Source organism: Brevibacterium aurantiacum (assembly GCF_900169065.1).
GTDB lineage: Bacteria > Actinomycetota > Actinomycetes > Actinomycetales > Brevibacteriaceae > Brevibacterium > Brevibacterium aurantiacum.
Genome location: NZ_FXZB01000020.1, coordinates 30,832 through 52,427, shown reverse-complemented (window position 1 = coordinate 52,427; position 21,596 = coordinate 30,832). Strand labels below are relative to the sequence as shown.

Annotated in this window: 18 protein-coding genes; 12 read left to right on the top strand and 6 right to left on the bottom strand. The window is 62.1% G+C overall.

What is annotated here, in order from left to right; translation table 11 throughout:
* Positions 1–62 precede the first annotated feature (62 nt).
* From epsC to BAUR9175_RS14155, 10 genes are all read left to right on the top strand, one after another.
* On the top strand, positions 63–743 hold the full coding sequence (gene epsC, locus BAUR9175_RS14200; protein WP_096161181.1) for a serine O-acetyltransferase EpsC: 681 nt from the start codon (positions 63–65) through the stop codon (positions 741–743).
* Between the two features lie 244 nt (positions 744–987).
* Positions 988–2,166: an LLM class flavin-dependent oxidoreductase gene (locus BAUR9175_RS14195; protein ID WP_101584146.1), complete on the top strand. Its 1,179-nt coding sequence runs from the start codon at positions 988–990 to the stop codon at positions 2,164–2,166.
* On the top strand, positions 2,166–2,876 hold the full coding sequence (locus tag BAUR9175_RS14190; RefSeq protein ID WP_069600500.1) for an NAD(P)H-dependent oxidoreductase: 711 nt from the start codon (positions 2,166–2,168) through the stop codon (positions 2,874–2,876). Before BAUR9175_RS14195 ends, BAUR9175_RS14190 begins: the two co-directional genes overlap by 1 nt.
* A gap of 2 nt (positions 2,877–2,878) precedes the next feature.
* Positions 2,879–3,343, top strand: coding sequence for a MarR family winged helix-turn-helix transcriptional regulator (locus tag BAUR9175_RS14185; RefSeq protein WP_069600499.1), 465 nt, complete (start codon positions 2,879–2,881; stop codon positions 3,341–3,343).
* 52 nt (positions 3,344–3,395) lie between these two features.
* Complete coding sequence (locus BAUR9175_RS14180) at positions 3,396–4,343, top strand: 2-hydroxyacid dehydrogenase (RefSeq protein ID WP_009882652.1); 948 nt, start codon at positions 3,396–3,398, stop codon at positions 4,341–4,343.
* 134 nt (positions 4,344–4,477) lie between these two features.
* Entirely contained in the window at positions 4,478–6,190 is a 1,713-nt protein-coding gene (gene ilvD, locus BAUR9175_RS14175; protein WP_101584144.1) for a dihydroxy-acid dehydratase, read from the top strand.
* Positions 6,191–6,648: 458 nt separating this feature from the next.
* A complete protein-coding gene (locus BAUR9175_RS14170; RefSeq protein WP_009882647.1) occupies positions 6,649–7,632 on the top strand; it encodes an ABC transporter permease in 984 nt (327 codons plus the stop codon).
* Between the two features lies 1 nt (position 7,633).
* Positions 7,634–8,551 carry an ABC transporter permease gene (locus BAUR9175_RS14165; protein WP_009882646.1) on the top strand — a complete coding sequence of 306 codons (918 nt, stop codon included), beginning with the start codon at positions 7,634–7,636 and terminating at the stop codon, positions 8,549–8,551.
* Positions 8,544–10,649, top strand: a complete 2,106-nt coding sequence (locus BAUR9175_RS14160) for an ABC transporter ATP-binding protein (protein WP_069600496.1) — start codon at positions 8,544–8,546, stop codon at positions 10,647–10,649. Before BAUR9175_RS14165 ends, BAUR9175_RS14160 begins: the two co-directional genes overlap by 8 nt.
* 60 nt (positions 10,650–10,709) lie before the next feature.
* Entirely contained in the window at positions 10,710–12,407 is a 1,698-nt protein-coding gene (locus BAUR9175_RS14155) for an ABC transporter family substrate-binding protein (RefSeq protein WP_101584142.1), read from the top strand.
* 170 nt (positions 12,408–12,577) lie between these two features.
* Here BAUR9175_RS14155 and BAUR9175_RS14150 read toward each other — a convergent pair whose 3' ends face one another.
* Positions 12,578–13,141: a hypothetical protein gene (locus BAUR9175_RS14150; protein WP_009882642.1), complete on the bottom strand. Its 564-nt coding sequence runs from the start codon at positions 13,139–13,141 to the stop codon at positions 12,578–12,580.
* 95 nt (positions 13,142–13,236) lie between these two features.
* Here BAUR9175_RS14150 and BAUR9175_RS14145 point away from each other — a divergent pair, with 95 nt between their 5' ends.
* Positions 13,237–14,178 (top strand): D-2-hydroxyacid dehydrogenase family protein, encoded by a 942-nt coding sequence (locus BAUR9175_RS14145; RefSeq protein ID WP_009882641.1) that lies wholly within the window; start codon positions 13,237–13,239, stop codon positions 14,176–14,178.
* A 139-nt stretch (positions 14,179–14,317) separates the two neighbouring features.
* On the opposite strand, the gene BAUR9175_RS14140 is transcribed toward BAUR9175_RS14145, so the two are convergent.
* On the bottom strand, positions 14,318–15,139 hold the full coding sequence (locus BAUR9175_RS14140) for an aldo/keto reductase (protein WP_009882640.1): 822 nt from the start codon (positions 15,137–15,139) through the stop codon (positions 14,318–14,320).
* Between the two features lie 220 nt (positions 15,140–15,359).
* On the opposite strand from BAUR9175_RS14140, the gene BAUR9175_RS14135 reads away from it, so the two are divergent.
* The gene (locus BAUR9175_RS14135; protein ID WP_069600494.1) at positions 15,360–16,355 is read left to right on the top strand and encodes a hypothetical protein; all 996 of its coding nucleotides are present in this window, start codon (positions 15,360–15,362) and stop codon (positions 16,353–16,355) included.
* 68 nt (positions 16,356–16,423) lie between these two features.
* On the opposite strand, the gene BAUR9175_RS14130 is transcribed toward BAUR9175_RS14135, so the two are convergent.
* From BAUR9175_RS14130 to BAUR9175_RS14115, 4 genes are all read right to left on the bottom strand, one after another.
* Complete coding sequence (locus tag BAUR9175_RS14130) at positions 16,424–16,942, bottom strand: adenine phosphoribosyltransferase (RefSeq protein ID WP_069600493.1); 519 nt, start codon at positions 16,940–16,942, stop codon at positions 16,424–16,426.
* A 3-nt stretch (positions 16,943–16,945) separates the two neighbouring features.
* Complete coding sequence (locus BAUR9175_RS14125; RefSeq protein ID WP_009882636.1) at positions 16,946–17,455, bottom strand: hypothetical protein; 510 nt, start codon at positions 17,453–17,455, stop codon at positions 16,946–16,948.
* Between the two features lie 279 nt (positions 17,456–17,734).
* Positions 17,735–19,588 (bottom strand): ABC transporter ATP-binding protein, encoded by a 1,854-nt coding sequence (locus BAUR9175_RS14120; protein ID WP_101584141.1) that lies wholly within the window; start codon positions 19,586–19,588, stop codon positions 17,735–17,737.
* The gene (locus BAUR9175_RS14115) at positions 19,585–21,363 is read right to left on the bottom strand and encodes an ABC transporter ATP-binding protein (RefSeq protein WP_307722863.1); all 1,779 of its coding nucleotides are present in this window, start codon (positions 21,361–21,363) and stop codon (positions 19,585–19,587) included. The genes BAUR9175_RS14120 and BAUR9175_RS14115 overlap by 4 nt, the downstream gene beginning before the upstream one ends.
* Positions 21,364–21,596 lie beyond the last annotated feature (233 nt).

Sequence of the window (21,596 nt, the reverse complement as noted above, 5' to 3'; positions counted from 1 at the left end):
CACATGTTTGGCGCCCTCGCGGCATTGAGGATTGACGATCACAAGCAAGAAGGACTGTTGAGATGAAGGCACTGTGGACCGTGGCAGCGGCGGCGATCGGCGCGGCAGCCTATGGGCTGAGTCGACCTGGGGTGCGCGCGACACTGCGCGAGGACCTCGATACCGTGCGCAGGCGTGACCCTGCAGCCACCAATGATTTCGTCTCGATGGTCTCGTACCCGGGCATGCACGCGATCTGGGCCCACCGCGGCCTGCACCGACTGTGGCAGAACGACTCCACCAAGGTGCCGGCCAGGCTGATGTCCCAGGCGGTGAGGACGCTGACCGGAGTTGAGATCCATCCTGGCGCGCAGATCGGTCGACGCTTCTTCATCGACCACGCCAACGGTGTCGTCATCGGCGAGACCTCGGAGATCGGCGATGATGTGATGCTCTACCATCAGGTCACCCTCGGCGGCACATCGATGGAGCAGACGAAGCGCCACCCGACCATCGGCAACCACGTCCTCGTCGGTGCCGGTGCGAAGATCCTCGGCCCTGTGGTCGTCGGCGACAACTCCTCGGTGGGTGCCAATGCGGTCGTCGTCAAAGACGTCGCCGCCGATTCGAGTGCGGTGGGGATCCCGGCCAAGGTCAGGCCCTACAAGAATCGCACCGACCCCGAGGCGGCCGGATCCGATGTGGGTGACTCACGTTCTCCCTACGCCGACTTCGAACTGATCGATCCCGCTATCTGGATCTGAGCGAGAAGCTCGCTCGCCAGCTTCACCCAGCAACACTGTCTTCGCCGGGCCCTCCCAGCCGACATCCGCAAAGGATTCGGCTCGGAGGGCCCGGCTTTTGCTGTGTGACGCAGCTCAGATCGTTGTGTGACAGAGCTCGGGAATACTTCTCGATCGAAGTCTGTTAAACTTTCAACTAGTTACTTCAAAACTGAAGTTATTCAGTTCAAGGAGGGTTCGCGAAGAGCGAGCAGAAGGAGCAGACATGGAACTCGGAATCTTCACCATCGGAGACGTCACCAGCGATCCCACCACGGGGACCACGGTGTCTGAGAATCAGCGGATCAAGGATACGGTCGAGATCGCCAAGAAGGCCGAAGAGGTCGGCCTCGATGTCTTCGCCACCGGACAGCACCACAACCCGCCGTTCGTGGCACCCGCGAACCCGCCGGTCCTGCTCGCGAACATCGCAGCCCAGACGGAGAAGCTGCATCTGTCGACGGCCACCACGCTGATCACGACGACCGACCCGGTGCGTATCGCTGAGGACTATGCCTATGCTCAGCACCTCTCCGACGGGCGCATCAGCCTCGTCATGGGACGCGGCAACACCGGTCCCGTCTACCCCTGGTTCGGCAAGGACATCCGTTCGGGCATCCCGCTGGCAGTCGAGAACTACAACCTGCTCTACCGCCTGTGGCGCGAGAATAACCTCGACTGGGAGGGCAAGTTCCGTACGCCTCTCAACGGGTTCACCGTCACACCGACACCACTGGACGATGTCCCGCCCTTCGTGTGGCACGGATCGATCCGCAGCCCCGAAATCGCCGAACAGGCGGCCTACTACGGTGACGGATACTTCCACAACAACATCTTCTGGCCTGTGTCGCACACCGCTCGCATGGTTCAGCTCTACCGCCAGCGCTACGAGTACTACGGCCACGGAGCCGCGCACCAGGCGATCGTCGGACTCGGCGGTCAGGTGTTCATGCGCAAGAACTCGCAGGACGCCGTCAAGGAATTCCGTCCGTACTTCGACAACGCTCCGGTCTACGGCCACGGCCCCAGCCTCGAGGACTTCTCGACGCAGACCCCGCTGACGGTCGGATCGCCCCAGCAGGTCATCGAACGCACCCTGAGCTTCCGCGAATGGGCCGGCGACTATCAGCGTCAGCTGTTCCTCATCGACCACGCCGGACTGCCCCAGAAGACAGTGCTGGAACAGCTCGACCTCCTCGGCGAGGAAGTCGTTCCGGTTCTGCGGAAGGAATTCGCCAAGGACCGTCCGGCCGATGTCCCCGACGCACCGACACACGAATCACTCGTCATCCGTCACCGTGAGGGCCGCGATCCCATCCCCGGTGGTGGCCCCGGATCACGTGCCTACGCCGACCGTCAGGCCAGGGCTGCGGAGCAGAACGAGAACCAAGGAGCTGATCGCTGATGCGAATTCTCAGCATCACAACCTCGCTGAGCGAGGACTCAACCACACTGAAACTCTCGAACAAGATCATCGCAGCGGCCACCTCGGCGGCCGATGCTGCGGACCTGAGCGCGGAGACCGAGCACATCAACGTGCGGAACCTGAGCTCGGACCTCACCGATATGGCCCTGACCGGATTCCGTTCGGACAACCTCGAGGCGGCCTTCGCGCAGGTCGCCGCGGCAGACGTGATCGTCACCGTGGCGCCCGTGTACAAGGTCGCTCCGGTGGGCCTGCACACCTTGTTCTGGCAACTCATCGACGAAAAGGCGCTGGCGAACAAGCCCGTGCTCATCGGCTCGACCGGTGGGACGCCTCGGCACTCGCTGGCGGGGGAGACCGTGCTGCGTCCGATGCTGTCCTACCTCAAGGGCATCGTCGTACCGACGACGATCTTCGCCGCCACCGATGACTGGGGCAGCATCGAAGGCGGGCGCAGCCTCAACGCCCGAATCGCTCAGGCCAGCGAGGAGCTGATCGGATTGGCAGCGAGCCTGCACGGGGTCGGCACCGCTTCGAGCGCAGGCACTGCCGGCGGGACTGCCGGCGGCGGCACTGCGACCACGACGACCGGCGAGTTCGGTCGGCGTGGCGCGCAGCGGAACCCGAGCATCGATGATGAGTTCAATCCCGAGCTCATCACGCCCTTCGCTCAACTTCTCGAGGGATGACGATGGTCGAGGTCAAACTCGGTCGGGACCGCGACGCTCTGGCGCAGAGATCGTGGCGCCTGTACTTCGAGACCTCACAGCGCATCCGGCAGAACCTTGAGGGCAACCTCAAGGACCGTGCCAGTCTGACTGTCAGCGACTACAACACGCTGCTGCTGCTGTGGGAGGAGCCGACCCACCTGCTGACGATGAGCGTGCTGGCCAAAAAGCTGGTGTTCTCGCCCTCACGCCTCAATTACCGGATCAAGGTGCTTGAGGACGCGGGCCTGGTGACGAAGACGGAATGCGCAGAGGACAAACGAGCGCACAACGTCGGGCTCACCGAGGCCGGTGCCCAAGCCTTCCTCAATGCGGGACGTCAGCACCGGGAGAACATCGACGAAGTCTTCCTCAGCCATGTCGACGATGAGGAACTCGAAGTCATCGAACGAGTATTCGCGCGCATCGGACAGGCCCTGCCCGAATAGGACAGTCTGAACACCCCTGCCCGAGTGAGCCTGTTCGTGGGACAATGTGACCATGTCGATCAAGACCATTGCCTTCCCAGATTCTGAACTCCGCAACCGCGTCATCGCCCGGATTCCGGCGCACCAGCGTGCCAACGTCGACCTGGTCGTCTACTCGGACGCCGAGAAGTCGGCGAAGCTGAGCCGAGATGACGTCGATGTCGTCGTGCTCCCGTACCTCGATTCGGGACCGACCATCGAACTGCTCGACGAGCTGCCGAACCTGGGCCTGGTCATCACGCAGACCACCGGGTACGACCCTGTCGCTCACCTGCCGGAGCGCGGCATCAAGGTGGCGACGGCCTCGGGCGTGCACACAGGCGGAACGGCCGAACTCGCCCTGACACTGACTTTGGCCAGCCTGCGCGGCATCGATGATGCCGTTCGTGCGCAGAGCGCGAGGATCTGGAACCACAAACGCAACCGCTCCCTGCAGGATCGCCGTGTCATGATCATCGGCGCCGGCGAGATCGGCTCGGCGATCGCCGATCGGTTCGCTCCCTTCGAGGTCGACCTCACGCGGGTGGCGACGACCGCTCGTGAAGACGATCGCGGGAAGATCCACAGTGTCGATGAGCTGCCGACACTGTTGCCCCACACTGAGGTCGTCGTCCTCATCACGCCTCTGACCGAGTCGACCAACCAGCTCGTAAACAAGGACTTCCTGTCCCGGCTGCCCGACAACGCTCTCATCGTCAACGTCGCTCGAGGCAAGGTCGTTGACACCGATGCCCTCGTGGCCGAGCTGAGCACCGGCCGTCTCCACGCCGCGCTTGACGTCATGGATCCCGAGCCGCTGCCGGAGAACCATCCGCTGTGGGGGACCCCGAACACTCTCATCACACCTCATGAAGGCGGCGACACCTCGGCGTTCGAGCCTCGCGTGGTGCAGATCCTGGCCGAGCAGGTGCGCCGACTCAACGACGGCGAGCAGCCGCTCAACCTCGTCTCGACGGAGTGATCGCAGCGGTTCTCGAGGAACTGTCGGCACGTTCTCGAGGAACTGCCGACCGGTTCTCGATCGACCGCCCAAAACAAGTTCCAACATGCGAGAACTTGGCATATACATGATGGACTCCGGCGTAGAGTGCCTGCATGAGCATTGATACGAACTCCACCAAACCGGACATCAAACCACGTTCTCGCGACGTCACCGACGGTCTCGAAGCCACCGCTGCGCGCGGCATGCTGCGTGCCGTGGGAATGGGCGATGACGACTGGGTCAAGCCGCAGATCGCCATCGCGACCTCGTGGAACGAGATCACCCCGTGCAACATGTCCCTGCAGCGCCTCGGTGCGGCCGCCAAGGAAGGCGTGCACGAATCGGGCGGATTCCCCCTGGAATTCGGCACCATCTCCGTCTCCGACGGCATCTCCATGGGCCACGAGGGCATGCACTACTCGCTGGTCTCGCGCGAGGTCATCACCGACTCCGTTGAGACCGTGATGAGCGCCGAACGACTCGACGGATCGGTCCTCATGGCCGGCTGCGACAAGTCGATCCCGGGCATGCTCATGGCATCGGCCCGTCTCGGCCTCTCCAGCGTCTTCCTCTACAACGGCTCGATCATGCCGGGCACCGCGAAGACGTCCGACGGATCCGAGAAGGAAGTCACCCTCATCGACGCCTTCGAAGCCGTCGGCGCCTGCCGTGCCGGAACTATCACCCAGAAGGACGTCGACGCCATCGAGCGCGCTGTCTGCCCAGGTGAAGGCGCCTGTGGCGGCATGTACACCGCCAACACCATGGCCTCGGCAGCCGAGGCGATGGGCATGTCCCTGCCGGGATCGGCCGCGCCACCGGCCATCCACCGCGACCGCACGATGTTCGCGCGCAAGTCCGGTGACGCCGTCGTCAACCTGCTCCGCCAGGGCATCACGACGAAGGACATCATCACGAAGGAATCGCTGCACAACGCGATCGCCGTGGTCATGGCCTTCGGCGGCTCGACCAACGCCGTCCTCCACCTGTTGGCCATCGCCCACGAGGCCGGAGTCGAACTCGCCCTCGATGACTTCAACCGCATCGGCGACAAGGTCCCGCACCTGGGCAACGTCAAACCCTTCGGCCAGTACGTGATGAACGATGTGTTCAAGATCGGCGGCGTGCCGGTGATCATGAAGGCTCTGCTCGACAACGGAATGCTCAACGGCGACTGCATGACCGTGACGGGAAAGACCGTGGCGGAGAACCTCGAGACGATCAACCCGCCGGACCCCGACGGCAAGATCCTGCGCGCGCTCAACAACCCGATTCACGCCACCGGCGGCCTCACCGTGCTCAAGGGCTCGTTGGCTCCCGAAGGTGCAGTCGTGAAGTCCGCCGGCTTCGATGCCGACGTCTTCGAAGGCACCGCTCGCGTGTTCAACCAGGAGAAGCCGGCCATGGATGCCGTCCTCAACGGTGAGCTGAAGAAGGGCGATGTCGTCGTCATCCGCTACGAAGGACCCAAGGGCGGACCCGGTATGCGCGAGATGCTCGCCATCACCGGTGCGATCAAGGGCGCGGGAATCGGCAAGGACGTCCTGCTCATCACCGACGGACGCTTCTCCGGCGGATCGACGGGACTGTGCATCGGTCACGTGGCGCCCGAGGCCGTCGACGGCGGACCGATCGCACTCGTCGAGGACGGCGACAAGATCACCGTCGACATCGCGGCACGGTCCATCGACCTGCATGTTGACGAGTCGGTGCTCGAAGAGCGTCGCAAGACCTGGACGATTCCCGAGAACCACCGCCTCACCGGTGTGCTCGGAAAGTACGCCAAGCTCGTGCAGTCGGCCTCCACCGGTGCCGTCTGCTTCTGAGCAGGGGACACCCGATGATCTGATCATCGAACAGTCGAGTCCCGGATAGCGGGGATCGATCCATCGCCGAGGTGGTGCGGACCAATGTCCGCACCACCTCGGCTCTTCTGTGCCCGAAGAGGCAGAAGACCACCCCTTGTTACCCAACTGTAATCACGGCGTGTCGCCCGAGAATCTGCGGCACCCTCGGATGGAGAGAAAGAAATTGTGCAAGGTGCTTTGTGTGGGGGATCACATCTGGATACAGTACAACTTACGTTCAGTTGTTTGTGATGGTTCACGGATGAACCGCGCAGAGTAGCTGAGCTGACGACACTTGACGCAAAGGAACTTTGACCGCAGATGACTCGCACACCCCTCGAGATTCGCAAAGAGATCTATTCCCTCATCCCCGGACCGATGCATCAGTCAGAGAATAATCACGAAAGTTCTCGAGTCGCAGCGATTTAGGTCTCGGCATGGGAAAATACGTTCTCCGGCGATTCGTCAACTATTTCATCCTGGCGTTCATCGCCACGGTCACCGCCTACATCACCTCCAGTGCGTTCATGGATCCGGCCGCGCGGTATCGGGGCCAGAATCCGCCGCTGTCAGAAGCCTCGATCAAGTCGATCCTCAACGGACACGGGACCAATCCGGATGTTCCGATCATCGAGCGTACGTGGGCCTGGCTGACGGGGATCTTCCTCCACGGGGACTTCTCTACGACGGTCCACAACAATCCGGTCTTCCAAGAGATCATGACCCGGGCAGGGGTCAGCCTCAAACTTCTGCTCATCGGTTCCATCCTCGGAGCCATCCTGGGCGTCGTCCTCGGCGTGTGGGGCGCGGTTAAGCAATACAAGGCCTCTGACCAGACAGTGACTTATGCGTCCTATCTGATCATCGCCACTCCGACATTTGTGATTGGCGTGGTGCTAATGATCATCGCCACCGCCTTCAACGGTCTCATCGGCACAACCCTGATTCGCTTTTCAGGTGAATACACGGCGGACATACCGCCGGGCTTCTTTCCGTGGTTCACCGATCAGCTCTCACATATGCTGTTGCCGACATTGGCATTGGTGATGATGGGTGCTGCCACCTACTCGCGTTATCAGCGCTCGGTCATGCTCGATGTGCTGGCCTCTGATTTCATCCGCACCGCGAGATCGAAAGGGCGCACCCGCAAGACCGCCTTGGTCAAGCACGGTGTTCGCGTTGCCCTCATCCCGATGTCGACCTACTTCGCCTACGCCTTCGGCACGTTGGTCGCAGGATCGGCGATGCTCGAGGTGGTGTTCTCCTGGCACGGCATGGGGGAGTTCACCATCAACTCGATCCTGCAGTCCGATATCAATGCTGCTGCCGGGTCCGTCCTGTTCATCGCAGTGCTGACTCTGATCTCTTCGACCCTCTCGGAGATCCTCTACGCTGCCCTCGACCCGAGAGTGAGGATCTGACATGGCCACCGATCTTCCGATCTCCACGACTGCCGACACCGAGGTTGTGCCTCGTCGTTCGAAGCCGACCTCCCGTCTGACCTTGGTCTGGCGCCGACTGCGCTCGACCCCGCGCTTCTGGGTCGGCGGCATCATGCTGGGGTTCTTCGTCCTGTTCGCAATATTCGGCAACACGATCAACATCTATACGCCGACTGACCAGGACATCCACGCACTCAACGAGGCACCGAGCCCGCAGCACTGGTTCGGCACGAACACCATCGGCCAGGATATCTACGCCCAAACCGTGGCGGGACTGCAGAAATCTCTGCTCATCGGCATCATCGCCGGGCCCGCAGCGAGCCTCCTAGCCGCGATCATCGGTTCGACAGCGGGATACTTCGGCGGCCGCATCGAGGTCGTCATCGTGTGGTTCATCAACCTGCTCCTCGTCCTGCCTGCGTTCTTCATCCTCGTGCTTCTGGCCCCGATGCTGCGCCAGCTGTCGTGGATGGCGATCGTCGTGTTCCTCGCCCTGTTCGGGTGGATGATCATGGCCCAAGTTGTGAGAAACCAGACGAAGGCGATCAAGGACCGTGACTTCGTCAAGGCGGCGCGGTACATGGGCGTCTCCACTCCACGGATACTGAGCCGGCACATCATCCCGAACGTCGCGTCGATCCTCATCGTCGATGCCACTTTGGGCGTGGTCTCAGCGATCCTGACCGAAACTTCGCTGAGCTACTTCAACCTCGGAATCCAGAAGCCCGATGTCTCCATCGGCACACTCCTGGCTGAGGGCTCCGGGGCGGCTGTGACCCGTCCGTGGCTCTTCGTCTTTCCCGCAGGCGTCCTCGTCCTCATGCTGTTCGCCATCAGCCTGATGGCCGATGCGCTCCGTGACGCCATCGATCCCACCTCAGGAGTCAACCGTGACTGAGACTCTCATCACCGATCAATCCAATCCACCTGCGCAGGCTCCGATCCTCGAAGTCCGGGACCTGAGCGTCACGTTCCCGAATCCTCAGGGCGATGTGAAGGCCGTTCGCGGCGTCAGCTACGAGGTGATGCCCGGTGAGTTCCTGGGCATCGTCGGCGAATCGGGTTCCGGCAAGTCAGTCTCGTCCATGGCCGTGATGGGATTGCTTCCCTCCACAGCCCGCATCGGCGGCTCGATCAAGTACCGCGGACGCTCCCTGCTGGACATGGACGATCACGCGATGTCGGAGTTGCGCGGTTCCGAGATCGCCATGGTGTTCCAAGACCCGCTATCGGCGCTCACCCCGGTCTACTCGATCGGCGAGCAGATCTCAGAAGGTCTGCTCCTCCACGATCCAACGCTGTCGAAGGATGCTGCACACAGCAGAGCGATCGAGCTGCTGCGAGTCGTCGGCATACCGGGGCCCGAACGTCGGGTCAGGGCATACCCCCACGAGTTCTCCGGTGGCATGCGTCAGCGAGCCATGATCGCCATCGCCATTGCCAACGATCCGGACCTCATCATCGCCGATGAGCCGACCACCGCGCTCGATGTCACGATCCAAGCCCAGATCCTCGAGGTCCTGCAGAAGGCGCGTGAGATCACAGGCGCTGCGATTGTGCTCATCACGCACGACCTCGGTGTGGTTGCGGGCAACGCGGACCGCATCGCGGTGATGTATGCCGGTCGCCTGGTGGAGACCGGGCCGGTCGAACAGGTCTTCGCCCGACCGCAGATGCCCTACACGACCGGGCTGCTGCGCTCGGTGCCGAACCTGGCGACAGCCGGAACCCAGCGACTCGTTCCGTTGGAGGGCAAACCGCCATCGCTGTCGAACATGGTCCCGGGGTGTCCCTTCGCTCCGCGCTGCCCGATCGCCCTCGACAAATGCCGTGAAGTCGAGCCTGAGCTCATCGCTCATGGCACGCCCGGCGTCGCCGCTGCATGCCACCGGGCCGATGAGATCGCCTCGGGGAAGCTGTCCGCCGGCACCATCTTCCCGCGGCCAGAACCTGTTGAGAAGCGAGTGAAGAACGACGAAGCCGAACGGGTCCTCGAGATCACCGGGCTGCAGAAGCACTTCCCGCTGCTCAAAGGAGCCGTTTTCAAACGGCAGATCGGCACCGTCCGCGCCGTCGACGGCATCGACCTGGAGATCAGGGAGGGACAGACTCTCGGCCTGGTCGGAGAGTCGGGCTGCGGCAAGTCGACGAGCATTGGTGAGGTTCTCGAGATGGTGGCGCCCCAGAAGGGCAAGATCGTCATCAATGGAGTCGACGTGTCCGAGCTGTCCAAGCGCGATCGTTTGGCCATGCGCAAGGACGTCCAGGTCGTGTTCCAGGATCCGATGGCCGCGATCGACCCGCGGTTGCCGGTCGGCGAGGTGATCGCGGAACCGCTGACAGTCCACAAGGTCCCGGCCAAACAGCGCACTGACACCGTCGCCGAGATGCTCGAACTGGTGGGCCTCGACGCGAACATGGCCGATCGGTATCCGCACGAGTTCTCAGGCGGGCAACGCCAGCGCATCGGCATCGCCCGGGCGCTCGTGACCAACCCGAAGCTGCTCGTCCTCGACGAACCGGTTTCGGCCCTCGACGTGTCCGTACAGGCCGGTGTCATCAACCTGCTCGAGGACCTGCGCGACTCACTCGGGCTGTCCTACCTCTTCGTCGCCCATGACCTGGCAGTCGTGAGGCAGATCGCCGATCACGTTGCGGTGATGTACCTGGGCCGGATCGTCGAATTCGGCGCCTCCGAAGATCTCTACGACAATCCGCAGCATCCCTACACTCGAGCGTTGATGTCGGCGATTCCGGTGCCCGATCCGGTAGTCGAACGATCTCGTGAGCGAGTGCTCCTGTCCGGCGACCTTCCGAGCCCGACAGACGAGATCTCCGGGTGCAATTTCCGCACTCGGTGCCCGCTCTTCTCGCTGCTGCCCGAGAGCGAGCAGGACAGATGCACACACGAGGATCCCCAGCCTCGGCGGGCGGAGGCGAACCTGGTGGCCTGTCACTTCGCTGAACGGATCCACGAGCTCGACCACTCGGACTGAACGAACCCGACACAGTACTCATCCATCGATCACCACACAGAGAACAGGAAAGAGGAACTCATGAAGATGAGAAACAAAGCGACAGTGGTTGTCGCTGCGACTGCGGCATTGGGGCTGGCCCTCTCCGGTTGCCAACAGGACAACAAGGACTCCAAAGGAGTCGACAGCGACAAGGCGAACGAGGAGATCTCAGGCCTGCCGTCCGTTGACTACCAGAAAGCCGGCTACGATGAGATCGCCGATGGCGGAACGCTCACCTATCCGATGACCGAGATCCCGGCCAGCCTCAACTACTACCACGCCGACGGCGCGCACGTGGACAACAACAATATCTACGGCACGTCACTAGGTGGGCCAGTCAAAATCAAGGACGATGGCAGCTGGGAAGTCGACAAGAACTACGCGGAGAGCGTGGAGATCGCCAGCGAAGATCCGCTCGTCATCGATGTCAAACTCAATAAGGACGCTGTCTGGGAAGACGGTACGCCGATCGACGTCGAGGACTACAAAGCATTCTGGCAGACCAGAGACGGCAAACACGATGAATATGAAGTTGCCTCGACCAAGGGGTATGAGGACATCGAGAGCATCGAGGCCGGCGACGACAAGCACAACGTCAAGGTGACCTTCAAGACCCCGAACATCGACTGGCCCAACTACATCGACGCCTCTGTGCCTAACGAAATCACGGAAGATCCGGACACCTTCAACAAGGACTATGCGAAGAAGGTGCTGCCGTCGAACGGACCATTCAAGGCTGAGAAGGTCGACAACAAGTCCGGTGTCATCACCATGGTGAAGAACGACAAGTGGTGGGGTCAGGAACCCAAGTTGGACAAGGTCATCTTCAAGGTCGTCTCGCAGGCACAGCAGGCCCAAGCCTATGCAAACAAGGAGATCGACCTCGTCGACATCGGCACCGACGGCGACTCATATGAGACGGCTGGGAAACGTGAAGACGGTGAGATCTACAAATCACAAGGCATGCAGTGGACTCACGTGACGATGAATGCGGAGAAGGGCGCCCTCAAGGAGCAGGAAGTCCGCGACGCCGTCGGCCACGCCATCAACCGTGAGGCCATCGCCCAGGCAGCCATAGGCCCCGTCGAAGCACCAGTGACCCTGGTCAACAATGTCACCTTCATGCCGGGCCAGGACGGTTACCAGGACAACACGGAGGGAAGCCTGGACTTCGATCCGGAAGCCGCGAAGAAGATTCTCGACGACGCTGGTTGGAAAGCAGGCGACGACGGAATTCGTGCCAAGGACGGCGAGAAGCTGAAGTTCAACATCGTTGTTCCCGCCGATACCGCCTCGAACGCTCAGCGTGCGGAGCAGATCATGAAGGACCTCAACGAGATCGGCTTCAAGATCAAAATCGAGACCGTCCCGGTGGCCGCGTATTTCGCTGACCACGTGCTCAACGGCAACTTCGACATGGCCACGTTCACCTGGGAAGGAACGGCTTTCCCGATCTCGTCAGGTTCGAACCTGTTCTACCCGGCCGAATCCGAGCAGAACTATTCGAAGATCTCCAGCGACGCGATCGGTGAGAAGTTCAAGGCCGCGACGAAGACCCTTGATCCTGCCGAGTCGAAGAAGCTGGCAAACGAGGGCGATGCCGAAGTGCTCAAACTCAAGCCGCTGATCCCGTTCTACCCGACCCCATATGTCTGGGGTGTCAAGAACGACATCATGAATCTCGGGCCGCGTCAGCTCGAAACTCCCGATTGGACGAGCATCGGTTTCAAGAAGTGATTCTGAGACTCTTCGTCTGATTCGAATGTGATCGTCTCGATCACCCCTCATCGCCGGTCCCGTGGGCTCACGTTCTCTCGCGGGGCCGGCTTTTTATACACTGTGAACCTCCAGAAGCTCTCACTATTCAGGTTCTCGAGACCTTCCAAGTTCTCGAGGCTGCCGAGGTTCTATAGCCTGCTGAAGATGTCGAGCAGTATGAGGACGAGACTGACTCCCACCACGCCGAGGTTCCACACCGTTGTGGTGGGGTCGGTGGGCGTGGTCGCGGTCTTCGCACGGGCATCGAAATTCTCCCAGCGTCGGAGCAGTTCGAAGGACGGGTGGTTGTCGACCGACTCCGGACGTGTGCCACCGGTGAGACCCGAGTCGACTTTGCGGCGCGGCATCCCTGGCGCATTCCACGGGCGGTAGGTGCGTTCAGCCCCGTTCGGTGCGATCGCCATGATGGAGACGATGGTGCTCAGCCTGATGTCTGTGATGTTGGCGAAGGGCACAGTGGTTGTGCGCAGGATCTCGCGGATCACGACCTGCTCGGATCCGACGATGACGGCTGGTCTCCACAGGAGGATGAAGACGAGCCATCCCACCAGAGCCAGCGGCGGGAGGAACGTTCCGACGGTGTCCCAGGAGCCGCGCACGATCGCGTCGATCAGGAGCAGTGCGAGAAACGCCCAGACGATGATCGTGATGATGGGGCCGCTGCGTTGTCTGAGGATGATCGGTGCGCTCACCGGCCCAGCCTATCGGCTATACGATGAAAGACAGGGATGATTGATGAAAGTCAGGGATGCTTCCAGAATCCCGCGACATCAGAGGAAGGACAGGCATGCACATCGTTGTGCTCGACGACTACCAGAATGTGGCGGCAGACTTTGCCAACTGGCAGGAGCTTGGGGCCGAGGTCGAATTCGTCTCCCGCCCGATCCACGACACCGAGGATCTGGTGCAGACGGTGGACGGCGCCGAGGTTGTCGTTGCCATGCGTGAACGCACCCTCTTCTCTGCCGAGCGACTGGCCCAGTTGCGCGATCTCAAACTCCTCGTGACCACGGGACGAGTCAACGCATCAATCGATCTGGATGCGGCACGAGCCCAGGGGATCACGGTCTGCGGGACCGAATCCACCACCTCGGCGACCCCGGAGCTGACCTGGGGACTCATTCTCTCGGTGCTGCGCAGCATCCCCACCGAAGACGCCGCGATGCACTCCGGCGGCTGGCAGTCCACCGTCGGCGGTGACCTCTTCGGGCACCGACTCGGGATCATCGGACTCGGCAGACTCGGCACCCAGGTCGCCCGGGTCGGGGCCGCCTTCGGCATGGACGTCGTGGCCTGGAGTCAGAACCTCGACGAGGAGCGGGCAGCCGATGTCGGGGCGCACGCAGTGAGCAAAGAGGAACTCTTCTCAACCTCTGACGTCGTGACCGTGCACTATAAGCTCAGCGAACGCAGCCGCCTGCTTGTCGCTGCGAAGGAACTGTCACTGATGAAGCCGAACAGCATCTTCATCAACACCTCTCGGGCGGGCCTCGTCGACATGGAAGCACTGCAGGACGCATTGGCTGCAGGTCGCATTCGCGGCGCGGGGATCGACGTGTATGACCTTGAGCCGTTGCCACATGATCATGCTCTGCGCAGCACTCCGCGGACCGTGCTGACTCCGCACCTGGGTTATGTCACCGAAGACACGTATCGGATCTTCTTCACCCAGACTGTCGAGAACATCGCCGCGTGGATGGCGGGGGAGCCGGTTCGTCTGCTCACCTGACGTCCAAGGCCAGATGGGAGATGGCAAAAAGTACTGCTGGAAGACACTGAAAAGGCCCGCCTGGAGCGATGAAGCTCCAAGCGGGTCTTTGGACGTTCAACCTCGGTTCAGATCACAAACCTCAGCTGACGTCAGAACCTCAGTTCACCTCGGCGGGATCACCGGACACGCGACCGCCGTTTTCCAGGCCATCGATGGCCGCCACCTCGGCGGTGGTGAGTTCGAAGTCGAAGACATCGAAGTTCTGGGCCATGCGGTCGCGGTTGTTCGACTTCGGGAAGACGACATGCCCGCGCTGCAGGTGCCAGCGAATGATGGTCTGGGCCCAGGACTTGCCGTGGGCGGAAGCGATCTCGCCGATCACGGTGTCGGCATAGTCGACCTTGCCCTGTCCCAGCGGTCCCCAAGCCTCGACCTTGATGTCGTGCTCGGTCAGCAGCGGACGGGTCTCGATCTGCTGGAACTGCGGGTGGCATTCGATCTGGTCGACGGCCGGGATGATTCCGGTATCGAGGATCTGGGGCAGGTAGCGGTGATCGAAGTTCGAGACACCGATCGACGTCGTCAGACCCTGATCGCGGTAGGAGGGGAAGGCCTCCCAGGTCTCGACCGAATTGTTGTTCTCCGGTGTCGGCCAGTGGATGAGGTAGAGGTCCACGTGGTCGAGGCCCAGCTTCTCCAAGCTCTCGCCCAGGGCACGCTTCGACTCGTCGGCACCGTGCCGGTCGTTCCACAGTTTGGTGGTCACGAAGAGCTCATCGCGGGCAATTCCGGACTTCGCAATGGCGCGGCCCACGCCCTCTTCATTGCCGTAGACGGCGGCCGTGTCGATGTGGCGGTAGCCGACCTCGAGGGCGTCGGTGACGATGCGCTCGGTCTCCTCGGGATCGACCTTGAAGACGCCGAAGCCCAGCTGGGGAATGGTCTTGCCGTCATTGAGTGTGAGTGTGGGAACCGTCAAGGTGCCGCCTTTCGTCACGGATTGGTGGTCTGTCGTGCTGCAATCGGGCACCGTGGTGACGGTACCTGTGCGAGCCTATAACGTCACGACGGAAGAACAGTATTCCCAGGTGTGATCGACACGATGTCATGCGGAATTCGGTGCCGCGCGCCACCGGCGCGTAACGGGACTGGAACACTGCTGGCACTCCCTGTCTGAAGTCCTTCACTACGTTGGAGACATGTTCGAAGCCAGGGTTCCCGTCCGCAGAGTCACCCTCGCCATGATTGCTGTCATGGTGATGATCTTCGGACTGTCTGGATGTGAAAGAAGTCCAGATCCCAATCCAAGTCCAGATCTCAGTTCGCGGGCAGACGAAATCGGGGACGTGCTATCCGCGTTGCCAGGAGTGGAGACGGTTGCGACCTACTACAGGAAAGACAATTCAGTACAGAGACTCACCTACGTCGCCATCATGGCCGACGGAGCAACTGACGAGAAGGCAATCCATGTGGCGTCCACCCTCAACGATGAAATCGGATCTGAGTTCGACAACTTCGACCGTGGACTGACGGTGAAACAGTCGGGACTCACCATCGCCCTTCGGACAGAGACTGCCGTCGAGTCTCTGAAACATCTGCCATCCCGCCTCCGCGCGCTCACCTCAGCTCTGGGCGTGGGAGGGGTGACCTGGTTCGATTCATGGGATGACAGGTACAGCGAGGACATCCTTGAAATCGATAGTGCGTCCGGGAGTCCGTTCGACGTGATCACAGCGGTCCGGGACCAATTCGGTTCCGAAGAGATTCAGTTGCGTCTGGACCGAGGCAACGATGCCCAGTGGTCAGTGACATTCCCCTATTCAGTGCAGGCGCAGGACAAACTGGAATCGGCGGTGGGCACCGACCTCGAAAAGGTCATGCAACGGATTGAGATTGACGGCGACCACCTGACGAACCTAACCGTAACCGTTGATTCAGGGCCCGACGTTGTGGGTCGTCTCGAGGACATCATTGATCGGGCCGACTCAGGTACTTCGGCTCCCTGGTCTTTCAACTGGAGCGTCGGTTCGTCCAGGTCGACGGATGGGAACCTACTGACCGGCGGCCATATCAGTGTCGGCAGCTGCGACTATGCACATGACAGCGCAAAGGAGAAAGAGCCGAGCCAGTTTATGACCACTGAGGCGATCAAGGCTCAGACGCAGCTGCGAGACAGCTACGACACATGTCCATGAACGGCGGTGTCGATGTTGGGAGGTGCGGTGGATGCTCCGACGGGGCTTTCGCGGACGGCTGCCGCCCATCAGTCGGCGAAGACGGTGTGCACCTCTCCGGTCAGAGACCGACCGCCGAGGGCTGTGAGCTCGAGGACCACGGCTGAGCCGACCACCTCGGCGCCAAGTTCCTTCACGAGAGCCTGAGCAGCAGACAGGGTCCCGCCCGTGGCCAGGATGTCATCGACGAGGAGGACGCGCTCGCCTTCCTTGAGCACATCAGGACCCTCGATCGTCGCGGTGCCGTATTCGAGTGAATAGGACACGGCTGCGGCTGGGCGGGGGAGTTTGCCGGCCTTGCGGATGGGCAGAATTCCGACTCCGGTCATCGCCGCGATCGTTCCGGCGAAGAGGAAGCCGCGAGCTTCCAGGCCACCGACGATGTCGAACTGTCCCTCGAAAGGTGCGATGAGCGCCTCGGTGACGGCACGCAGTGCAGGACCGTCAGCGATGAGTGGTGAGATATCGCGAAAGTTCACCCCCGGCTGAGGGTAGTCGGGAATCGAGGTGATCAGGGTCTGCGCGCGTTCGAGATCGGTATTCGTCACGGGTCAACGATACTCGGTTGTTTGGTGCTCCTCTGTGTCAGCCGCTCGCTCAGCTGATGCCTCCAGCTTTGCCCGATACCGTCTGCGCCGGAGAAACCACCCGATCGTTCCTCCGCACAACGCGCCGACGAACATTGTGACTGCGGTACCAGCAGAAGCAGGAAAATTGACGTGCCACGACCAGGTCAGCAGGGGGTGGCCGTAGGTCGCATTGAACGTGAGGAGGCCACCGACCCCCATGATGAGCAGAGTGCTGAGAATGAGACCCCGCACTGAAGTCTCATTGCGTGCGGCCCCAGATTGCCAGTAGAGATCGACACCGCGCTTACGGGCGTAGCGCCTCGCTATCAAGTCCGGGATCAACACCGCCAGAGCCAATGCAAGTGCTGCCCACCACAGGCCGGATGCAGCCAGCAGCAGGCCAGCGATGAGGCCGGTGCATTGGGTCAGAGAGTAGGCGATAGCTATCGCTCGGAGGATCACCTGTCGTTCCCGCGCATCGGCCAGCGGCATGGAGTCGATGCCTGCGGAATGTTCGAACGCGGTATCAATCCGTGCGCTCAGTCCCGTCGGAGCAGGCCCCGTCTCACGGCTGTCGGCGTCATCGGCATGGGCGTCACAGACATTGACTTCGTCGTCAGGCGCGTACGGTCACTTCTGGCCTGAGGTCATAGGAACCCTCCCGGTGGGTCAACGGCAACTGTTAATCGACAACTTGTGTTGTCATGAGAGTAGGAAGTCCGGACACCAGAAGTCAAGACACACAGTGCCAACTTCCCGTCAGCCCACGCCCTACACCAACGAGTCCCGCCACGCCTTGTGCAGCTGCGCGAACTTGCCCGCCCCTGAGATCAGCTCATCCGGCGTGCCGTCCTCGATGATCCGACCGGAGTCCATGACGAGAACGCGGTCGGCGATCTCTACGGTTGAGAGCCGGTGGGCGATGATGATCGCGGTGCGCCCCTCGAGCACCGTCGCCAGTGCCTTCTGGACCAGGCGTTCGGACGGGATGTCGAGATGGGCGGTCGCCTCGTCGAGGACGACGATGTCCGGATCGGCCAGAAATACGCGGGCAAACGACACGAGCTGACGCTGTCCCGAACTCAGCCGACCGCCGCGCTTCTTCACATCGGTCTCATAGCCCGCGGGCAGTCTCCGGATGTAGGGGTCCAAGCCGACGGCTGTGGCCGCGGCGACGACGTCGTCATCACCAGCGTCGGGATTGCCGATGCGAATATTGTCGGCGATCGTGCCCGCGAACAGGAACGACTCCTGGGTGACCATGACCACGCTCTGACGCAGCTCGGCATCGTCGAGATCACGCAGGTCCACCTCGTCGATGGTGATGCGACCTTCGCTGGGATCGTAGAACCGGGTGACCAGTTTGACCAGGGTCGATTTGCCCGCGCCGGTGGCACCCACGAGCGCCACGATCTGGCCTGCGGGGATGCGCAGGTCGAATCGGGGGAGGACATCGGGGCCGTCACCGTAGGAGAAGCGGACATGATTGAGGTCGATCGAGCGGCCGCTGGGCTTGGCAGGCAGATCCTCCGTCGCCGAGGTGGTGCCTGAGGTCTGGTCGGACCTGTGCGCGGGCAGCGACTTGGGGCTCGTTGGTGCGACCACCTCGGGGTCGGTGTCGAGGACGGCGGCCATCTTCTCCAGCGCCGCCGAGGCGGACTGGTAGAGGTTGAAGGACTGAACCAGTTCATCGAGCGGACCGTAGAAGCGACGCAGGTAGAGGATGAACGCGGCGAGCACACCGATCTGAGTCCATCCCTCGATGACGAGCCAGGCGCCGACGATGATGATCACGGTCTGGGTGACGTTGCCGACCAGCCGCGTCCAGCCAGCGAACCAGGCGACTCCGCGCAGAGCGTCGGTGTTGGCATCGCGGTACTGGGTGTCCTCGTCCTTGAGCGTGCCGCGGCGGTCGGGCTGCCGGCGGTAGGCCTGCACCGCTCGGATCCCGCCCATGGTCTCAACGAAGTGGACGATGACCTTCGCGATCGAGGTCCGCGTCCGGCGATAAGCGCTGCGCTGCGAGGTGTGCGCGGACTTCGTGATGAAGAAGAGCGGGATGAATCCGAGGAAGACCACGACGGCCAGGGGCACGTCGAGGACGATGAGCGTCACGGCGATGAACGTCATCTCGAACAGCGCCAGCGCCGTGTCGAAGAGGGAGTAGGTGAGGAACTGCTGCACCGACTCCATGTCCGAGGTCTGTCGCGACACCAGCCGGCCAGAAGTCGAGCGTTCGTGATAGCCCAGATCGAGGCGTTGGATGTGCTTGAACAGCCGTTCGCGCAGACTGTAGACGACCTTTTGTGCAGTGATGCCGACCAGCCTCGTCGAGGCGAAGGCGAGCACGGCCGAGGCGATCGCTGAGATGACGAAGGCCGACACTGCCCGAATCAGCGGCCCCGGATCGCCTTCGACCGCCTTCGGCACACCATTGTCGAGGGCATCGGCGATGAAGATCGGACCGATGACGAGGAAGAGTGCCGTGAGCACGACGATGACGAGCAGGAAGATCGCCATCGGCAGATGGGGACGGACCAGGGAGAGCAGCAGCCTGCGGGCCTTCTTCGCGATGTCCGGGGGAAGCTGCTCGACCTCGTCCTCATTGAGACGGGGAATGCTCATCGGCCACCTCCCTCAGTCGAGTGCTGGGACGTCGAGTGCTCGCTCGTCGCAGACGCGCCCATGAGTTCGCGATACAGCGGGGAGGATCCCAGCAGCTCATCGTGGGTGCCCAGTGCGACGATGCGTCCTTCGTCGAGGACGGCAACCGCATCGGCCAGCGCCGAGGTGGACGGGCGGTGGGCGATGATCAGCGTCGTCGAATCGGGCAGTATCTCCCGCAGTGACCGTTGCACCCGATCCTCGGTGTCGACGTCGACGGCGGACAAGGGGTCATCGAGGACGAGGATGCGGGGTGCGCCGATCACTGCGCGGGCCAGCGCCAGCCGCTGTCGCTGCCCACCGGACAGGGACAGGCCCTGCTCACCGACCTGGGTGTCCAAGCCCTCCGGCAGCCGTTCGACGAAGTCCTTCGCGGCCGTGATCTCCAGGGCCTGCCAGATGGCGGCATCATCGCCCCCGGGCGCACCCATGCTCACGTTCTCGGCCACCGAGGTGGAGAACAGGATGGGGTCTTCGAAGGACACGGACACGAGGTTGCGGACCTCGTTGACGGGCAGATCGCGAATGTCGGTGCCATCGATCCGCACCGATCCGCCGGTGACGTCCTGCAGTCGCGGGACGAGAGAAGCCAGCGTCGTCTTGCCCGAGCCCGTGGCTCCGACGATGGCCAGGGTCTGGCCCGGAGCAATGTGGAGATTGAGGTTCTTCAGTGTCTCACGGTCCGTGTCGGCGAAATGGAAGTCGACATCCTCGAAATCCAGCTCGCCCTGATAACGACGCACATCGGGAGAATCGGCGATCTTGCCGTCAGTGTCGGTGATGTCGTGCCTGATGTCGATGACCTCCCAGTACCTGGCCGCGGCGGTCAGGGCCATGAGGGCATCGGCGAGGAGGAAGCCGAGCATCTCGATCGGCATCCGCATCACCATGGAGATGGTCACACCTGCGACCACGGTGCCGATCGTCGTCCACCCCTGCACGACGCCCCACGTGCCGACGGCGACGATGGCTGCCTGGGCAAGCGTGGGCAGGAGGATGAGCACGCTCCAGAACCAGGAGTCGAGCTTCGCCTTGCGCACCTCGAGACCCTGGAACTTCCGCGACAGCAGGGAGAAGCGCTGCGCGGCCCAGGGTGAGCGGCCGAAGGACTTGAGGATCCGGATCCCCTGAATCGACTCCTCGACCTCGGTGGTGATCTCACCGACCGTGTCTTGGGAGCGCCGGGAGGCCTCGCGGTACCTCTTCTCGAAGACCGTCACCGTCGCAATCGTCGGTACGGCCATGATCAGCATGATGAGGCCGAAGACCGGTTGGAGGAAGGTCAGGATGATGGTGCCGATGATGATGATCAGCGGAGTGGTCACGAGGAAGGGGATCCCGAAGGCGAAGAACCGGCGCAGCTGGGACAGGTCATTGATCGCGCGCGAGAGCAGCTGCCCGGACTCCCAAGAGTCGTGGATAGCCACCGAGGTGTACTGCAGTCGGTCGAAGAGACGTGAACGCCAGGTGATCTCCCATTGGGCGACGACCGGGGCAACGAGCATGCGCCGTGCCCACAGCGCCACCGCCTCGGCGATGCCGATGAGAAGGACCCCGAGCACGGGCAGCCACAGCCCGGACAGATCGCGGTGGGCGATGGGGCCGTCGATGATGTGACCGGTGATCAGGGGGATGATCAGCTGGATGCCGTTGGCCAGGAGCGTGAGCGCGAGTACAGCGATGTACACGCCGATGCGAGAGCGCAGATCGGGCCAGAAACGTAAGAGGGGACGCACCTTCAAGAGCCTAGTCGGAGCGCGTGTCGGAGTCTATGGTTCGCACAATCGGGCTTTCCTTCTTCCCCGGTCTCAGGCTGCAACCGCGGGTGCGTTTGCGGAGTCTCACTCTTCAGTCGAAGGCAGTCCCATTCTGCGAGACGATCCATTGCGACGTTTGACACCTTTATCGCCGGAGGTGAACTATTGAGCCATGACTCACCTTCTTGTCGTCGTTATTACCCAGCGCGCGG

Coding starts and splice junctions, on each gene's coding strand:
- epsC (WP_096161181.1), top strand. CDS start 63: ATGAAGGCACTGTGGACCGTGGCAGCGGCGGCGATCGGCGCGGCAGCC.
- BAUR9175_RS14195 (WP_101584146.1), top strand. CDS start 988: ATGGAACTCGGAATCTTCACCATCGGAGACGTCACCAGCGATCCCACC.
- BAUR9175_RS14190 (WP_069600500.1), top strand. CDS start 2,166: ATGCGAATTCTCAGCATCACAACCTCGCTGAGCGAGGACTCAACCACA.
- BAUR9175_RS14185 (WP_069600499.1), top strand. CDS start 2,879: ATGGTCGAGGTCAAACTCGGTCGGGACCGCGACGCTCTGGCGCAGAGA.
- BAUR9175_RS14180 (WP_009882652.1), top strand. CDS start 3,396: ATGTCGATCAAGACCATTGCCTTCCCAGATTCTGAACTCCGCAACCGC.
- ilvD (WP_101584144.1), top strand. CDS start 4,478: ATGAGCATTGATACGAACTCCACCAAACCGGACATCAAACCACGTTCT.
- BAUR9175_RS14170 (WP_009882647.1), top strand. CDS start 6,649: ATGGGAAAATACGTTCTCCGGCGATTCGTCAACTATTTCATCCTGGCG.
- BAUR9175_RS14165 (WP_009882646.1), top strand. CDS start 7,634: ATGGCCACCGATCTTCCGATCTCCACGACTGCCGACACCGAGGTTGTG.
- BAUR9175_RS14155 (WP_101584142.1), top strand. CDS start 10,710: ATGAAGATGAGAAACAAAGCGACAGTGGTTGTCGCTGCGACTGCGGCA.
- BAUR9175_RS14145 (WP_009882641.1), top strand. CDS start 13,237: ATGCACATCGTTGTGCTCGACGACTACCAGAATGTGGCGGCAGACTTT.
- BAUR9175_RS14135 (WP_069600494.1), top strand. CDS start 15,360: ATGTTCGAAGCCAGGGTTCCCGTCCGCAGAGTCACCCTCGCCATGATT.
- BAUR9175_RS14125 (WP_009882636.1), bottom strand. CDS start 17,455: ATGCCGCTGGCCGATGCGCGGGAACGACAGGTGATCCTCCGAGCGATA.
- BAUR9175_RS14120 (WP_101584141.1), bottom strand. CDS start 19,588: ATGAGCATTCCCCGTCTCAATGAGGACGAGGTCGAGCAGCTTCCCCCG.